General features: G+C 41.1%; 13 protein-coding genes and 1 other annotated feature. Of the genes, 1 reads left to right on the top strand and 12 read right to left on the bottom strand.

Annotation, left to right across the window (positions count from 1 at the left end; translation table 11 throughout):
- Window positions 1-43: 43 nt before the first annotated feature.
- The 3 genes from JZO85_RS20985 to hisS all read right to left on the bottom strand — a co-directional run bounded on the left by JZO85_RS20985 (window position 44) and on the right by hisS (window position 4,212).
- On the bottom strand, window positions 44-922 hold the full coding sequence (locus tag JZO85_RS20985; protein ID WP_207110533.1) for a YitT family protein: 879 nt from the start codon (window positions 920-922) through the stop codon (window positions 44-46).
- 159 nt (window positions 923-1,081) lie between these two features.
- Window positions 1,082-2,854 (bottom strand): aspartate--tRNA ligase, encoded by a 1,773-nt coding sequence (gene aspS / locus JZO85_RS20990; RefSeq protein WP_207110472.1) that lies wholly within the window; start codon window positions 2,852-2,854, stop codon window positions 1,082-1,084.
- A gap of 59 nt (window positions 2,855-2,913) precedes the next feature.
- Entirely contained in the window at window positions 2,914-4,212 is a 1,299-nt protein-coding gene (hisS, locus tag JZO85_RS20995; protein ID WP_207110473.1) for a histidine--tRNA ligase, read from the bottom strand.
- Between the two features lie 870 nt (window positions 4,213-5,082).
- Window positions 5,083-5,289, bottom strand: a binding site (T-box leader).
- Window positions 5,290-5,462: 173 nt separating this feature from the next.
- Here hisS and JZO85_RS21000 point away from each other — a divergent pair.
- The gene (locus JZO85_RS21000) at window positions 5,463-6,398 is read left to right on the top strand and encodes an aldo/keto reductase (RefSeq protein WP_207110474.1); all 936 of its coding nucleotides are present in this window, start codon (window positions 5,463-5,465) and stop codon (window positions 6,396-6,398) included.
- Between the two features lie 127 nt (window positions 6,399-6,525).
- On the opposite strand, the gene JZO85_RS21005 is transcribed toward JZO85_RS21000, so the two are convergent.
- The 9 genes from JZO85_RS21005 to JZO85_RS21045 form a co-directional block, all read right to left on the bottom strand.
- Window positions 6,526-7,530, bottom strand: a complete 1,005-nt coding sequence (locus tag JZO85_RS21005) for a hypothetical protein (RefSeq protein WP_207110475.1) — start codon at window positions 7,528-7,530, stop codon at window positions 6,526-6,528.
- Between the two features lie 405 nt (window positions 7,531-7,935).
- Window positions 7,936-8,907, bottom strand: coding sequence for a D-2-hydroxyacid dehydrogenase (locus JZO85_RS21010; protein WP_207110476.1), 972 nt, complete (start codon window positions 8,905-8,907; stop codon window positions 7,936-7,938).
- A gap of 176 nt (window positions 8,908-9,083) precedes the next feature.
- Window positions 9,084-9,767, bottom strand: coding sequence for a winged helix-turn-helix domain-containing protein (locus JZO85_RS21015; protein ID WP_207110477.1), 684 nt, complete (start codon window positions 9,765-9,767; stop codon window positions 9,084-9,086).
- A gap of 100 nt (window positions 9,768-9,867) precedes the next feature.
- The gene (locus tag JZO85_RS21020) at window positions 9,868-10,098 is read right to left on the bottom strand and encodes a hypothetical protein (RefSeq protein ID WP_207110478.1); all 231 of its coding nucleotides are present in this window, start codon (window positions 10,096-10,098) and stop codon (window positions 9,868-9,870) included.
- Window positions 10,099-10,152: 54 nt separating this feature from the next.
- Window positions 10,153-13,512, bottom strand: a complete 3,360-nt coding sequence (locus JZO85_RS21025; RefSeq protein ID WP_207110479.1) for a hypothetical protein — start codon at window positions 13,510-13,512, stop codon at window positions 10,153-10,155.
- Window positions 13,505-13,873, bottom strand: coding sequence for an LPXTG cell wall anchor domain-containing protein (locus JZO85_RS21030; protein ID WP_207110480.1), 369 nt, complete (start codon window positions 13,871-13,873; stop codon window positions 13,505-13,507). The genes JZO85_RS21025 and JZO85_RS21030 overlap by 8 nt, the downstream gene beginning before the upstream one ends.
- An 11-nt stretch (window positions 13,874-13,884) precedes the next feature.
- The gene (locus JZO85_RS21035) at window positions 13,885-14,928 is read right to left on the bottom strand and encodes a WxLIP family cell surface protein (protein WP_207110481.1); all 1,044 of its coding nucleotides are present in this window, start codon (window positions 14,926-14,928) and stop codon (window positions 13,885-13,887) included.
- Window positions 14,929-14,990: 62 nt separating this feature from the next.
- Window positions 14,991-15,686 (bottom strand): WxL domain-containing protein, encoded by a 696-nt coding sequence (locus tag JZO85_RS21040; protein ID WP_207110482.1) that lies wholly within the window; start codon window positions 15,684-15,686, stop codon window positions 14,991-14,993.
- Window positions 15,687-15,756: 70 nt separating this feature from the next.
- Window positions 15,757-16,437, bottom strand: a complete 681-nt coding sequence (locus tag JZO85_RS21045) for a response regulator (protein ID WP_207110483.1) — start codon at window positions 16,435-16,437, stop codon at window positions 15,757-15,759.
- Between the last annotated feature and the right edge of the window lie 326 nt (window positions 16,438-16,763).

Here is a 16,763-nt window from a genome sequence, read left to right on the forward strand (position 1 = left end):
TGAAGGAATATATCGAAAAAAGCTGAGACAATTGTCCCAGCCTTCAGTCCATTGATTCTTCATAAAACCGACCCATGATCCGTACATTCTCTGAGATACTCACAAAGGCATCTGGATCATTTTCCCGCATGATTGATTCTAGTAATGGCAGCTCAAAGCGTGTGACAACAGTAAACAGAACTGTCTGTTTATCGTGCTTATAGGCCCCTTCTGCTTCATTGATGATTGTGATGCCCCGACGCATCTGATCTTGAATACTAGCAACCACACGATCTGGACACTTGGTCACAATCATGACCTGCATCTTACGCTGCTTAGTATAAAGAGCGTCCGTCAACTTCCCACTCATAAAGATCGCTAAAGCAGAGTAGAACATATACTGCCAGCTGAATAAAATTCCGGCCATCAGCATGATGATAACATTAAAGATAATCGAGATCGAACCGACGGAACTACCTGTCCGTTTGCGGATCGTGATACTCAAAATGTCTAAACCACCAGAAGATAAACCGTTTTTCAAGGCAAAACCAATGCCGACACCCATAATCGCTCCACCGAAGATCGCACAGATGATCGGGTCTTTCGTCAAGGTCGTCTGTGGGATGATATGGATAAAGAAAGATGTCAAGAAAACTGTGATGAAAGTAAAAATCGTAAACTTATGACCAATCTTAAACCATGCTAAGAAAAATAATGGCACATTGATCAAAAATAACGTGATGGAGACTGGTACAGTGAAGCCGATCACGCGATGCGACAAAGTCGTTAGAATTTGCGCAAAGCCCGTGGCGCCGCTGGAATAGATGTGTCCTGGCTGGTAAAAAAAGTTTACGGCAATCGCCGCTAAGAATGCATAAACAACTGCGACAGATAATCGGGTGGCGTAATCGTGGTGCGGCCACTCCTCTATCTTCTTTTTCATCATGTTATGTCCGCCTCATTTCAAAATTTCACTCACATTATACGTATTTTCATGAAAAAAAGAAAGCACCTGCCATGGCGACAGGCACTTCTCTTAGTATATTCTTAGAGTTATGAAAATTTTTGAAACGGAATAGGTCAAAACATATCCTTTATTTTTTTACTCTTCGATGTCAGTCACGTTAATATTCAACTCATAAAGCTGCAATGGTGAAACCGTGCTTGGTGCATCAGACATAGGATCTGCTGCTTTACCATTCTTAGGAAAGGCGATAACTTCACGAATATTGTCTTCACCAGCAAGCAACATCGCAAAACGATCCAGACCAAGGGCAATTCCGCCGATTGGAGGGAAGCCATAATCTAACGCTTCTAATAAGAAGCCAAATTGTTCATTAGCACTTTCACGAGTGAAGCCCAGTGTTTCAAAGACTTGCTCTTGCAGCTCGCGAGTATTGATACGCAATGACCCGCCACCTAACTCGTACCCGTTTAAGACGATATCATAAGCCTGCGCATAAACTTTTTCTGGATGCTCCTTCAAGTTCGCAATGTCTTCTTCCATCGGCATCGTAAATGGATGGTGAGCAGAAACGTAACGGCCCAACTCTTGGTCAAACTCAAATTGAGGCCAATCAACAACCCATAGATAATCAAAACGATTTTCATCGATCAAGCCAAGCTCTTTGCCGACTTTTGCACGTACTGCTCCTAAAGCAGTCACAGCAGTTAAGAATTGATCCGCCGCAAACATCAGCACATCGCCCGCTTCTGCGTTCGTCGCTTTTTTCAAGTCTTCACTGACGCCGCCCATGAATTTCGCGATCGGTCCGGTTAATTCACCGTTTTCGTCAACCTTGATCCAAGCCAAGCCTTTGGCACCGAATTGACCAACAAATTGACCCAAACGATCCAATTCCTTACGTGAATATTTGTCAGCTGCACCTTTAGCGTTCAATGCTTTAACCACACCGCCATTGTCTGAAGCCATACGGAAGACTTTGAAATCCGTCGCAGCAGCGATATCTGTTACATCGATCAATTCCATGTCAAAACGTGTATCCGGCTTGTCCGATCCGTAACGTTCCATCGCTTCATCCCAGGTAATTCGTGGGAATGGCAAGGTTACTTCCACACCGCGAACATCCTTCATGACTTGTGCGATCATCGCTTCTGTATATTCTTGAATTTCTTCAGCCGTTAAGAAGCTGGTTTCAATATCAATCTGAGTAAATTCTGGTTGACGGTCGCCACGCAAATCTTCATCACGGAAGCAGCGAACGATTTGATAATAGCGGTCAAATCCTGCAGTCATCAATAATTGCTTCAAAATTTGCGGTGATTGCGGCAGCGCATAAAAATGGCCGGCATGAACACGTGATGGCACCAAGTAATCACGAGCGCCCTCTGGTGTAGACTTCGCCAAGTATGGTGTTTCAATATCTAAGAAATCATTGTCATCCAAGAAACGACGCACAGACTGAGTCAAACGATGACGCATCATCAAGTTTTGTGTCATTTTTGGACGGCGCAAATCCATGTAACGATATTTTAAGCGAACTTCATCGCTGATATTTTGTTCATCTTCAATTGAGAACGGCGGTGTTTTTGCGCTGTTCAAAATGGTGATATCTTCCCCTTTAACTTCAAAATCACCTGTCGCCATTTTTTTGTTGACAGAGCCGGCATCCCGACGGATTACTGTCCCAGTGATTTCCACAACAAATTCGCTGCGGCATTGATCCGCAACCTCCCAAGCGGTTTTTGATTCTTCCGGATTGAAGACCACTTGCACGATGCCTTCGCGGTCACGCAGGTCAATAAAGATTAAGCCGCCTAAATCGCGACGTTTTTGTACCCACCCTTTTAATGTCACTTTTTGATCCAAATATTCCTCGGACACTCGTCCGCAATAGACTGTACGTCTAGCCATTTTTTCATTCCTCCATTTATTTAAGTAATCTACCCTTTTATAGGTGAGATTTATTTCAGTTAGTCAAGCTTTGGCATGGTCATTTCATCATAGATCGCTGCGAAATCTTCATAAATAGCTGCTAATGGGAAGGCTTTTTCTTCCCTAGTAGCCGAATCCTTCACATTGATCACACCTTTTGCCAATTCATCTTCTCCCAATGTTAAGACAAGCTTCGCCCCTTCTTTATCAGCGGTCTTGAATTGAGCTTTGGCTTTTCGTCCCATAAAGTCACGATCAGCAGAAAAACCAAATCCGCGAATCGCTTGAACAACCTTTAAGGCTTCCAGATTGGTCGATTCACCAAGTCCTACTACATAAGCATCTAGACCTGCTGCGCTCGGGATCATCACGTCCTCTTGCTCGAGAGTCAATAGAATACGTTCGATTCCCATCGCAAAGCCGATACCCGGTGTTTCCGGACCACCCAGCTCTTCAACTAAACCATCGTAGCGACCGCCGCCGCAAATCGTTGTTTGAGCACCCATTCCCGGTGCATCACTCATGATTTCGAAGATCGTGTGGTTGTAATAATCCAATCCACGGACCATACGGTGATCGATTTCGTAAGCAATATCCAGGTATTCCAACGTCTTGGTAACACCTTCAAAATATTCTTTTGCGTAATCACTCAAGTAATCTAAAATGCTTGGTGCACCCGCAACGATCGGCTGATCCTTGCGATCCTTGCTATCTAACACACGCAAAGGATTTTCGTGTAAACGACGACGTGAATCTTCACTCAATTCTTCTTCATGAGCTTCGAGATAAGTAATCAACGCTTGACGATAATTCGCCCGTGTCTCCTTATCACCCAAAGTATTGATCACTAGACGCAATTGATTGATTCCTAATTGTTTAAAGAAGTCCATCGCCATCGCCATGATTTCCACGTCTAAGCTTGGATTCTCACTGCCAAAGGCTTCAACACCGATTTGATGGAACTGACGCAATCGCCCTTTTTGCGGACGTTCATAACGGAACATTGGGCCAGTATAGAAAACCTTGTAAGGCTTCTTGAATTCTGGTCCAAATAATTTATTTTCAACATATGCCCGTACAATCGGTGCGGTTCCTTCAGGACGAAGGGTCACATGGCGATCTCCCTTGTCGTGAAAGTCATACATTTCTTTCGAAACAATATCTGTAGTATCACCTACGCTGCGGGCAATTACCTCGTAATGCTCAAAAATCGGCGTACGAATTTCTTGATATTGATAGTCGTTGAACACTAGACGCGCAGTCTCTTCAACAAACTGCCATTTTTCGCTTTCTCCCGGTAAAATATCATTGGTCCCTTTTGGTCGCTGATAACTCATGGTTGGTCTCCTTTTTCCTATTAATGTATTTATTTTTCTTCTCAGAAAAATAAGTTTGATGGTCAAGCCGTATATCATTCTGCTAAGTGTGTTTATCCTCAGTTAGCCTTTTCTTGATGTTCTAGCTAAACACTTTGTATGCTGCGAAAAGCAGAACTGACATCCTTTTTCCTATTAATGTATTTATTTTTCTTCTCAGAAAAATAAGTTTGATGGTCAAGCCGTATATCATTCTGCTAAGTGTGTTTATCCTCAACTAGCTTTTTCTTGATGTTCTGGCTAAACGCTTTGCATACTGCGAAAAGCAGAACTGACATCCTTTTTCCTATTAATGTATTTATTTTTCTTCTCAGAAAAATAAGTTTGATGGTCAAGCCGTATATCATTCTGCTAAGTGAGGCAATCCTCAGTTAGCTTTTTCTTGATGTTCTAGCTAAACACTTTTGTATACTGCGAAAAGCAGAACTGACATCCTTTTTCCTATTAGTGTATTTAATGTCCTGACTTGTTAAGGTAAGAAATGAAACTGGTAAACTAGCAGCTAGCTCGTACTATGGAAATCATTTTTCTAAAAACCAGAAAAATGAATTTATCCTCGTACGCATATCATCACGCTAAACTGACTGAGCAAAAACAGGTTTTATCATGGTGATACATATTTCCACTGTTAATACTGCAAAAAGCGTGACTGACAAGCTAGCTCGCAATATTGGATGTTCATTTTTCCAAAAATCGGAAAAATGCGCTTATCCTCGTACGCATACGATTCTGCTAGACAGCTTGTCCACTATATTGTTATGAACGTAAAACTACCGTTCAAATACAACAAACTGCAAAAAGCAGAACTCACAAAAAGCCCTTGTTCGAATGAACAAGGGCGAAAGTTTCGCGGTACCACCTATTTTTAAAAAGAGTTCTCCTCTTTTTCTCTAGCAATTAACGCTTGCGTAACGGAGCGGCTTTGCACGCACTCATCTCCAGACTGTCTTTCAATTACTTCTCACGAAATTGCTTTCAGCCAAGGCAATTCTTTCTGTACGTTTTTTGGTAATTTACTGGTTCCTTCATAGATATTTCATTGATGTTTTTATCTCTTCTTAAGCTACTAAAAAAAACATCGAAAGTCAAGTGATTTCCAGGCTATATCTGAATAATAAAAAAGAATGGTCGCTTTTTTCCATACTTTATTTTAAACTTGAAAAAGAATGAGCGTTTCTTTAATGAAACAAAAAACAAGGAGTGGAAATTAAATGACTGATGTACGAGTTGGAAAATCACAAGTCTACGCGAGTGCCCTTGGCTTGGGTACCAATGCGGTAGGCGGACACAACCTTTATCCTAATTTGACCGACGAAATTGGAAAAGACGTTGTTCGTACCGCTATTAACAATGGCATTACTTTGCTGGATACGGCTTTTTCTTATGGGCGCGGACGTTCCGAGGAATTGATCGGGGAAGTTTTACAGGAGCCGGAATTTGACCGCTCACGAGTAATCGTAGCAACCAAAGCCGCTCATGACATGCAGCAGGATGGCAAATTCAATAACTCACCAGAATTTTTGCGAAATGCCGTAGAAGCTGCTCTGCAAAGACTTCAAACAGATTATATTGATATCTTCTACATCCATTTTCCCGATGAAGATACGCCGAAAAATGAAGCCGTGGCTGCTTTGCATCAATTGAAAGAAGAAGGGAAAATTCGTGCCATCGGAGTCTCTAATTTTTCATTGGAGCAGCTAAAAGAAGCCAATCAAGACGGCTATGTCGATATCGTCGAGGAACGCTTCAGCCTGATTCACCGAGAGCATGAGCAAGAATTATTTCCATATTTAAAAGCAAACAATATCAGCTTTGTCCCTTACTATCCACTAGATTCTGGCCTGTTAACAGGAAAGTATGACAAAGAAGCTCACTTTGAAGATAGTGATTTACGCAGTAAAAATCCTGACTTCAAGGGAGAACGCTTTGCAGAAATTATTAAAAAGGTTGACCAATTAGCACCAATCGCGAAAAATTATGATGTGACCATTACCCAGTTAGTCTTAGCGTGGTATATGAAGCACCCGCAAATCGATATCGTCATCCCTGGAGCAAAACGCCCAGATCAAGTCGAAGCAAATGCCAAGGCAGTTGATATTCGATTAGCCACTGAGGATTTCGATAAGATCGATCAACTATTTAAATAGAAGAAAAAGAATTGGTTTTTTCTTCAAATCATGACAATCATGTAAAGACGAGTACTTTGGTGCTCGTTTTTTTGCGTATTATTTTCTAATTGGGGATAGGAGTACCATCCTCAAATCAAACACGCAGCTACACCTTGCCAAGTAGTTTTTTGATTGTATATTCCCAGCTTTTCTTCTCGGGTACTTGCTTACTATGCTCCTCAGCTTTGTCGGGCCGCCTGTTGGAGGTTTGCGATTCTTGCGGATTCTCAGCGGTTTTCTTTATATGAGGACTCTTTGTCGCAATAGGATTATTCGCGAATGACCTCGCACTTCCCTCATTTAGCGGCAAATTCTCCAAAAGTGAATGCAGTTTGTCTGCTTGATCTGCCGTACCTTGATCGAGCGGCTTTTGATTGATACGTTCATTTGAAGACTTTGAAGTCAGTTCTTTTTGTTCCGTTCGTACTGAAATCTGTTGCTTATCCTCAGGCGACTCCAAAGCAGGCGATTCTTCCTGCTCTTCTGGATCGGCTTCGTGCCACGCATCAATACTCGATAAAACGCTTTTGAATTTCACGTATTCTGCAAAACGACGAACTCCTGCCGCTTGGAAAATCGTTAAAGTAGTCAAAATTTCTAACACTTCGGCGGTCTCACCCTCCAATCCTCGAGAAACACGTTTTGTATCTCGCAGTGTCCACGTGTAGCGTTTCCCATTCGTATCTTTAAAAATCGAGACAAGATCAAATTGAAAATCGGATTTTTCAGCCGTTTCTCGGGCCTTTTTCTCTAATAATTCTCTATATAAACAAGTTTCCTTGGTAAATTCATGATATTCTTCTTTATTCTTAAATAGACGATGGATAACCGTTTGCCATTCTTCCTCATCGGAAAAATAGTTCTGAAAATAGACACAGTGACGGCGCAAACAATCATTAGGTTTGGCAGTCAAGTAGATCTCGCGGATGATCTCTGGAAACATAAAGGAAAAATCAGCAACCGAAAGTGCGTCGCGAATCAGAAGAGCTACAGCAGCCTCAACAATCTCTGCGGCATTTCTTGTTTGTTCATAGCGCTGAATCACACGCTTCTCCAAACTCTTTCTCAACATACCAAAAATTTGTCTCTGCCCTAATACTGCTTCCTTCATTATTTCATCCTCCATCCATTAGTCTGTAGTTACTATCTTATAATCATTACTATGTAACCGTTCACAACGATATTTTATACATAAAATAACTCGGTTGTAAATAGGTTCAGCTAAGTATTCTTATCCGTAAATTTTTATAAAGCTTTTGGGTAATAACTTTTTCGACTATTTACTATCTTTATCATTTGGATTATCAACTTAAAAAATAACTATTAATTATGTACTGTGTTTAGCAATGCTTCGTCAGTAACGTTTATGTATTTTTTTCAAATAGACTAAGTGGTCTCAATTTCCGATTATGACAATTTTTCTTAACAAAAAAGATACCGCCTCATTAAAAAAGACGGTATCTTTTATCAGAATGCTCATCCATTTTTCCATCATTTAAGCAGAAATACTGAACTTCTATCCTCTTTTATTTACTACGTTTTTCTCTTTTCCAGCTAGAAAAGCCGCAAAATTATCTACAGCGATTCCCATCAAGCGGGTCCGTGTCTCCAGCGGTGCCCAAGCAATATGAGGCGTGATAAAACAATTTTTAGCTTTTAACAATGGGTTATCTTCCGTCATCGGCTCTTTCGAAACGACATCAACTCCCGCTGCATAAATTTTCTCCTCATCCAACGCTTTAGCCACTGCTTCTTCATCCAACAGCCCTCCGCGTGCAGTGTTCAGCAAGATGACTCCATCCTTCATTTGCTGGATCGCATCCTGATTGATCATTTTTTCCGTCTCTGAGGTTTGAGGGACATGCAGACTGATAATATCTGCTTGTTGATAGAGCTCCTCTAAGGAAACCTGACGCAGCCACTCAGCCTGCGACTCCTTTGGTCGATGATTCCAATAAATGACATTCATATTGAAAGCATGAGCGATTTTCGCGACTGCTTGCGCAATCTCGCCAAAACCGATCAATCCTAATGTTTTCCCTCTCAACTCCATTAACGGCGATTTCCAATAGGTGAAATCAATGCTTTTCTGCCACTCTCCTTGGTGTACAGATTGGTTGTGCAGACCTACTTGGTTCGCGATCTCCAATAACAATGCAAACGTGGACTGCGCCACAGCATCGGTTCCATATGCCGGAATATTTGTGACTGGTATCCCTCGTTTTCTAGCTGCCTCTGTGTCTACAACGTTATACCCTGTCGCGACCACACCAATATATTTTAATTGAGGCACAGCTGCCAGAACGGCTTCATCAATTGGTGTCTTGTTTGTTAGAATCGCTTCCGCATTGCCGATCCGTTCAATAATTTCCTGCTTATCAGTATAAGAAGTCCGATCATAAACCACAACTTCTCCATATTCTTCAAAACCCTGCCAGCTTAAATCCCCTGGATTCAATGCGCGACCGTCTAATACAACAATTTTCATATGATCCCTCCATCATGATCGATTTCTCTTATTCTACCTACAATTATAGGAAATGAAAAGAACCCCACTTTGAAGTAGTAGTGCTTGACCCGCTCGTACCGATAAGCTGCCAAAATTTTGCCCACAAAAAAATGATCAAAAGACGTATTTGACTTTTGATCATTTCATTTTACATATTATGCAAAGAATTCTGATGATAATTGATAGCCCTCTCCCCAAATCGTTTTAATCGCCTCTTCAGACAAGTTGACCATCTCGATTTTCTTTCGCAATTTTTTTACGATTGATGAAAGATGTGACAAATGTGAATTCGTTACTCCAGTTCCCCATACCTTGTTGCATAAGTCTTCCCGAGTAATCACCTTACCATTTGAATGGTACAGCACATTAAAGACTTTTTCTTCCAGCTTAGAGAGATTCAGTTGGTACATTTGATCTGGAATTTTGATTTTTGCCCCAAAGCTAGAATCAATTCCGGCTCTTCTGAAGCTGGTATGATCCGAGTGAAGAAGCGCCGAATCCATCAGCTTTTCTCGCAATGAATCCATGCCTAGATTGATCGTAGTAACTTCTTTGATTGTGACTAACTCTTCCGACTCCGTTGCTTCTCCAACCTTTCGAAACAGCAGGTTCTTTTTCGCTTCAAAAAGCGGCAATAGAAAATTGATCTCTGTATTCGATACTGTTTCACTAAAAATAATGAATTGGAAATGGTTCATCAAGTCTGGATACGCTTGGTTCTGAATCAAGTAGTCAAGCAGACTAGAGGAACATAGTACTTCATAGTTTAAATATTGCAATTTTTCTTGCAGATCGCCATCAGATAGAATATTTCGCGTTAATATTAATACTTGGCTCATATGTATTCACCTTCTTTGCCTTTAATAAATAATAATAGTTATATTACAGGTATTTTTATAAGAATAGTTGAGGTACTCAAAGAAGTACCTCAATATTCACTTAAAATGTAAAGCTGTTGATTTGATTTTGAATATCCAAGTAAACAAAGACTGCACAAGCAAATGAGGCAACCATAACAAGTAGTAGTGTCCAGTCCAGTATTAAAAACCTCTCCGTCAACCCACGTTCTTTCTTCAGTTCTTTGTCCTTTATATAGCAGCTAACAAAAGCGATCAAAGACATCACTCCGATAGCCCCAAGAATAAACACCCAATACATTGGTTTCATCATTTGCACATCCCCATCCACTCGATTTTAATTTTGATTCTTCAATTGCCTGAACAATTATAATGTGTCATCCAAGGTCCAAGTAAGTTTCCCATTGAACGTATAGCCAGCTTGACCATTTACATTCGCCGGCACTTCCAGTTTTACCTTATCAAATGGAACACGATAATCCCAAACGCCTTCCCCATCAGCTTTGGGCGCTTCCGATAAGGTTACAGAAGATCCGCCGGCAGTTAACGCAAGACTTTTCTGCCAAGTCGGATTTCCGCTAGTGCCATTAGGAATTGGAGTGGCTGTTTCTGCCCCACCTGCATCTGCGATCTTGTACAAGGAGATATCACTTAACGTTAGTTTAGGCGAAACAGCAGCTGTTTTTAATGCATTTCCTTTTGAATTTGTCAGCTCGCTTAATTTACCCACGACCTTCCAATCTACACGGTTGGTAGTTTGCATTGAATCTGTCACACGAACCTTGAAACCATCCGTCTGTTCAGACGCTGAATGTCTCTTTGTGTCTAAACTATACGTTTGTGCCTTCTTACTCGCTTCATTTTTTCTGCCAAAATCAAAACGCTCAGGCGCTGATAAATTCAGTAGTTCTGGAGCTTTCGCTTTGATTGTGACCCATTTCGTTTCACCCACTCGCGAAAAGTTTTTCCCTTGAACATTGAAATACATATTCGCAGTTTGGCCTGGTGTCGCGTTATCGTTCACTTTTGTTACGGTAGTGATTACCGCTACTTTATCCTTATTAATCTGATTATCCAATGCATCAACTACTGACCAAATACCTGCAGGTGTCGGCACATATACCCCGTCTATTTCTACGCGAGCACCGTTTACATATTCGCTTGCCTGACTGTCAAGCGGCTCTGTATAAAGATTCAATATCGCATGCGGTGTACCTTGCAGGCTATTTCTAAAATCAGGCTTCATCAAATATTTTGCGTCTTTACTGTCAACCGTTGCTCGCCAATAAATCACTCCGCCCTGCGGAATCTCAGTAATTTCATTGCCATCGATATCCGTAGGTACTAATTTGACTGATGCCGCTGTAGCAATATCATAATCCGCATCAAAGGTAATCGTTCCCGAAAAGACAAAATCAACTATGGCCGAGTTTCCAGTATAGCTAAAATCTGCTGAAGGTGAACGGCTATCCAAATCATAGTTTGGATCGTCAATATTTAGAATATTAGTTCCCGCTTTTATAGAAGGTGTTGCCGTTCCCCAGCCACTACTTTGTACGAAGCTCAAGCCGCCGCTCGCATCCGTATTTAAAACATCGATCTCATAACCGATAGGTGACGTCTTTTTAGTAGCGGTTCCACCATTCTTCGGCACCTTAATCCCTTGTCCGGGAGCATATAAGCGTGTTAAGGTTGGAAGCTTCTCGAGTGGCGTAATATCACTTATATGATTATTACTAGCAAAAATCCTTTGAATTCGTGTGTGCGTCGTAGGCTTGATCGTTGAAAAAGCCTTATCCTGCAATTCATTTTGACCGATATGCAGATCAATAATGGAATCCGGTATATGCACCATTTCAGCATCTGTGACTTTATTCGTCTCCATATTGATTATTTCGATTACGGTAAATTGCTTCAACCCATCTAATTTTTCCAGCAATGTTTTTGTATTCAAGTAATTCGATGTCGTCGATGTAAAAAGACCTTGCTCCTTCATAAATAGCGTTTTCAAAGAATTCTTGGCAGCCTCTAATCCCATATCCTCAAAACGAACAAATAGATTGTTGCTAAAGTTTACCTCCTGCAGACTTGTACAGCCCGAAAGATCACCTTTGATGTCTGATAGCTGATTATTATTAGCAATTAAATGGGTTAGATTCGATGCCCCTATCAGACTATCTATATTTTCTAAGCGATTACTATAACAATAAAATGCCTTTAAGCTTTTAGGATTGATTGCTGTAATATCCGACAAAAGCCCTTTTAAATAAAAGGCTGTACCTGAAGACGCATTGATTTTCATTTGTGACGCACCAGCGTTTTGACTTGAACATCTCAATTCCTCCAAGGTATCTGTATTTTCGATCCCCGAAAGATTGGGCAACAGATTATTTGAAACATCCAGCTTGACTATTTTGTTTGTTGTCAACAGCGGAGTCAATGTTTGGATTAAGTTGCTTGAAAGGTTCAGCTCCTTAATCGCTGTTTTTCCTGCAAGCGGACTGATGTCTTCAATCGCCTGATTAGATAAATTTACTTCGCTTAGTGCTGTACACGTACTTAGAGCAGTGATCGCATTGGCGCCTCTTAATCCACGTGTATGATAAGTCGGTGTATGGATGCCTGGATCAAAAACCAGCTCAGTGACGCCGCCTGGATTTTCATAATAATAATCGCGACCATTGTAATTTGGTGAGCCAGTTACCACTAGTTTGCTCAATTTGCTATAGTTTTCTAGACCGTCCAATGTGTGCAATCCCGGATGACCTGCCAAAGAAAGAACCTCTAAAGAATTCGCGCAGTTCAGTCCTTTTAATGATTGAAGTCCGTATCCTACGTAGGACGGCTCCGCTTCGCCTAGCTTTGCTAACGTATCTCCCCGCTGTTCATTGTATTTATTAAAGGAGATTTCTCGCAGCTTCGTCGCGCTTTCTAGTCCTTCAAAATTGGCAATGGCTCCGTTTTGATTATACGTATTGTTTTCTGAGCCATTTACATTTATGACCTGTAGTTCTTTACAGCCAGATAGTCCTTTAAAAGAAGTCAACTTGTTTTGTGCAGCTGAGAAGACTTCTAGTGAAGGATGATCCTTCAGCTCATCAATATCAGTTAACTCTCCATGATAACAAAGAAGCTCCTTCAGCTTTGTCAATTTTTTGAACCCTGTTGGCAAGGCGGTAAATTGATCACTTCCTCGTCCAGTTGTGCTATTTCCGATAAAATTCAAGGTTTCTAAATTAACTGCGTATTGCAGCCCTTCTAAATTAGAGATACTTGTGTAATCTCCACTGATCGACCCACGAGTCAATGAGGTTAACATCTCCATCTGCACTTCCGTGATCGGTGTCCCGTCAGGAATACTCTGACCATAGGTCGAATGATTCAAGGTTGCACGAATCCATTGATACAGGGCTGGATCAGGGATAGTAACTGGATCATTAGCAGCTTGCGGCTTGATCTTATCTGTATCTGCTTTTTCCTTGCTTTCCTTTGTTGACTCAGTGGAATCCTTTGTACTACTTGAAGATGTTTCTTCTGTCTCTTCTTCAGTTGAAGCGGTAGTTGACTCAGTGGAGTTGATTGTTTCCTGTACTGGCACTACCTCTTCGCTTACTGGTGTTGTAGCTGTCGGTTCCTCGGTCACAGCCTGAACGAGCTGGCTGCTTTCACCCAAAGCTAATAAAACGATCACTGTAAAACTGAAAACCTTCGTTAAACGTTTATTCAATTGGGCGCACCTTCTTTCTATCTCTGTGAGTGACTACAATTAGAATCAACGCAACTAACAGCATTCCCGCTAGACTTAACAAGAATTGCTGCTGCATATTTGTCTGCGGCAATCTGCGGTAGATTCTAGTTTGACTTCTTGCATCCACAACACTTGGTGTGCGGACATTCGAAGGCTGCGTCGGTTCTTCTTTTTTAGTACTCGGCAGTGTGGGTTCATCCTTGTTGGTATTAAAACCGATTCCTGCCTCTGTTTCGGCATTGTCTACTTCAGCTGCACTCACGGTAAATGGCTGAACACCAATAGTCAGGAAGGATACTATTAAAAGAAGGAAAGATAGGAATGTCTTATTCTTTTTCATCATCTTCTCCTTTACTTCTTTCTTCGGATGGAGCGATTTCGGTTTATCAAAGCAATCACTAGCACCAGCAAAGCTGCGGCTAATACGATCGTTGCGATCGGTACCCAACTAGGGGTGATTACCTTATCTACGGTTTCTTCGTTTAATTTATTCGCCGCATCGTTTGTAATCGAAACCTCTTTCGTCCATTTCCAAGTTTTTTCTTCATTTTGAGCGACGATTTCTACTGAATATTTGCCCGCTTCCACGTTTTCTAATCCTAATGGAACCTGATACGTAAAGTGCGTGTTCGGCGCTACAGAAAGGTCTTCGCCTTTTTTCTCATAAAGAACCTTGTCCGAGCCCTTCTTCCGAATCTTCACACTCATCTTTAATTGGTCGATCATTTTGGGCTGATCATTTTGCAACGAAATACCGACTACCTTGCTGCCATTTGAAAGCAGAACATCCGCATTTTTGAAATGCAGCTCGCCGCCAGAATTGTATTGCGTCGCATCCTCAGTCAACACCATCCCGATGGTATAGCCAGTCTCTACTTTTAAGCCGGTCTTTTTGCTTTCACTGCTGTTAGGAATCCCGATCAATCGAACCGCTCCGAGCTTGATCCCAGCGAACGCTTCCTGTGGTGGAGTTATTTCCAATTCAATCGTTTTCTCTTCATAATTCTCAACGGTGACTTCCTTAAACTCCTCTGGGACCTTAACAATCGCCGTGACAGGATTCTTTAAGGTATCATCCAGCTCTGGCTTATCGACACCATAGTCGATCGAGGCTTCGGAAGAGGTCACCGCATCATTTAGCGATACCTTAACTGTCCGAGCTTCTTTTCTGGTGCTTGTGATTTTCAATTGAACTCGCTGAACCTCCCCAGGAACAACTTTTAAAAAGTAGAAACTTCTTGATGGATCAACCTGATTAGAAGGAAGCACTGTCTCAACAGTGAATCCCATGGTGTCCCGATTTTTTTTATCTTCATTTTCATCAGCAAAAACGGTTGATGAAAACGACATTGATAAACAAATGAAAACGAGTAAACTAGCAACTATCCTTTTCAACGTACAAACCTCCGTCAATTTGAAATTGATTTAAGGATAGACAACGCTATCCTTAAACTCGACTATAATGTGTCATCCAGTGTCCATGTAAGTGTGCCTGAGTAGTAGTAGCCTTTTTCACTTTGCTTACCGCCCACACCTAGTTTGATATTTTCAAGCGATGCTGCCCAATCTGATGAATTCTTTTGATCAGTTTGACGCATCAATTCTTTTGTCGCTCCACCAGCCTCTAATTGTGTTTTCGCATTAACTGTTGGTACGGTACTGTTTTTCGCAGCGGCATGTCCTGCTGCAGCTTTGATCGTTGTTGCATCTGTATTCGGATCATTTTCTCCTTCGTAACCATGAGCCTTCGAATCAAAGAATAATTGAGCCTTAGTTAATTTCTTCGTTGGTTGCCCAGTTGCCACGATTTCGCCCAACTTCGCATTAACCTTCCAAGTATTTGTATCATTCACTGTGCCCGTTTGGTCATCTTTACGTGTATCACGTACTACAACGTAATAATTATTCGTGCTCGCTTCTGAGAACTCTGTGTACTTGCTGTTTACATCGTTGTATTTCCCGAAGTCTAATTTTTTAGGTACCCAGCGTAATTGTAGATCTCCGTCATTTTCCCCAGGAATATGTGCGTCTACGAATCCGATACCTACTTCAGTGTCGCCCTTATCTACTTCGGTAGCGTACGCACTCCCCACACCAATCGCGCCTAGTGTTGTTACCGCAAGTGCAGTGACAAAAGTTTTTTTCATTTTCATTATTCTTCCTCCAATAATTTTTTTTTGAAAAAAGGCTTGGTTGCCTTAATCCCGAAACTTAGTTGTTCGCCTATTCACTCCATTTGTAGCCATACCCGCGAACCGATGAAATACTAAAAAGTGACAGCTTTGATCTTAAACGCTTGATATGGCCGTCAATCACTCGTAAGTCGATATTTTCAATATCATTGCTCCAAAGCTGCTCGGCGATATCTTCACGACTCAAGGCTGTCCCTTTATTTTTTAGAAAAAGAACTAATAGGTCATATTCCTTCTTAGTTAAGGGAACGACCTCATTTTCCTTTTCCACGACCCGTCTCTTTGTATCAACCGTGATTTGCTCAATCGTTGAACTCAAATTGTAAGAACTGACTGCTTCAGTACTGACTTCTTTTTCTAACAAGTAATGAATGTATTTGAGCATGATCATGAGGCTCTTATCTTTGCTCAAATAGTGATCGACACTAATATCGATCGCATCCATCTCTACCTCCTCTTCTGGAAAGGCTGTTAAGATGATGCTGCGGATCGCAGGATTGATCTCCTTTAAAATTGTCAATAACTTGACGCCATCCATTTCCTTCATACAGAAATCCGAAATAACCAAGTCATAATTGTTCTTAGTAAATTCAGCCACAGCCTTAATAGGCGTGTTCAGATATGTCACATCATAGCCTTCATGGATAATCGCTCGTCGTAATTTCTCCGCATAGTTTTCATCGTCTTCTACCAATAGAATTTGCTTGTTCACTTTATATACCTCCATCAATCGTCTGCTTCTCAACTTAACTGTTCAATAATCTATATTTTTCGTTTATATAACGGTGTTTTAATTTAGTTAGTAAAAAATTAATTAATTACACCCTAAATAACGTTTCCTGCTAATTATAATCTTAACAAAAGCTAAAGGTTTTTTCAAAACATTATTATATATTTTTATTATTTTTACCGTTAAATTTGTGTGTTTTGTGCGCTAAACGTGCGTATAATGCACGAACAAGACGATATCAGGATATTTTTCCCTAATAATATCTTTATTTTATTGTTGTTTTCCCAGAAAAATATCTTTCTTGCGAA

Source organism: Candidatus Enterococcus murrayae (genome assembly GCF_017315985.1).
GTDB classification, from domain to species: domain Bacteria; phylum Bacillota; class Bacilli; order Lactobacillales; family Enterococcaceae; genus Enterococcus_A; species Enterococcus_A murrayae.

Coding starts and splice junctions, on each gene's coding strand:
- hisS (WP_207110473.1), bottom strand. CDS start 4,212: ATGAGTTATCAGCGACCAAAAGGGACCAATGATATTTTACCGGGAGAA.
- JZO85_RS21015 (WP_207110477.1), bottom strand. CDS start 9,767: ATGAGCCAAGTATTAATATTAACGCGAAATATTCTATCTGATGGCGAT.
- JZO85_RS21000 (WP_207110474.1), top strand. CDS start 5,463: ATGACTGATGTACGAGTTGGAAAATCACAAGTCTACGCGAGTGCCCTT.
- JZO85_RS21010 (WP_207110476.1), bottom strand. CDS start 8,907: ATGAAAATTGTTGTATTAGACGGTCGCGCATTGAATCCAGGGGATTTA.
- JZO85_RS21030 (WP_207110480.1), bottom strand. CDS start 13,873: ATGAAAAAGAATAAGACATTCCTATCTTTCCTTCTTTTAATAGTATCC.
- JZO85_RS21040 (WP_207110482.1), bottom strand. CDS start 15,686: ATGAAAATGAAAAAAACTTTTGTCACTGCACTTGCGGTAACAACACTA.
- JZO85_RS21020 (WP_207110478.1), bottom strand. CDS start 10,098: ATGATGAAACCAATGTATTGGGTGTTTATTCTTGGGGCTATCGGAGTG.
- aspS (WP_207110472.1), bottom strand. CDS start 2,854: ATGGCTAGACGTACAGTCTATTGCGGACGAGTGTCCGAGGAATATTTG.
- JZO85_RS21005 (WP_207110475.1), bottom strand. CDS start 7,530: ATGAAGGAAGCAGTATTAGGGCAGAGACAAATTTTTGGTATGTTGAGA.
- JZO85_RS20985 (WP_207110533.1), bottom strand. CDS start 922: ATGAAAAAGAAGATAGAGGAGTGGCCGCACCACGATTACGCCACCCGA.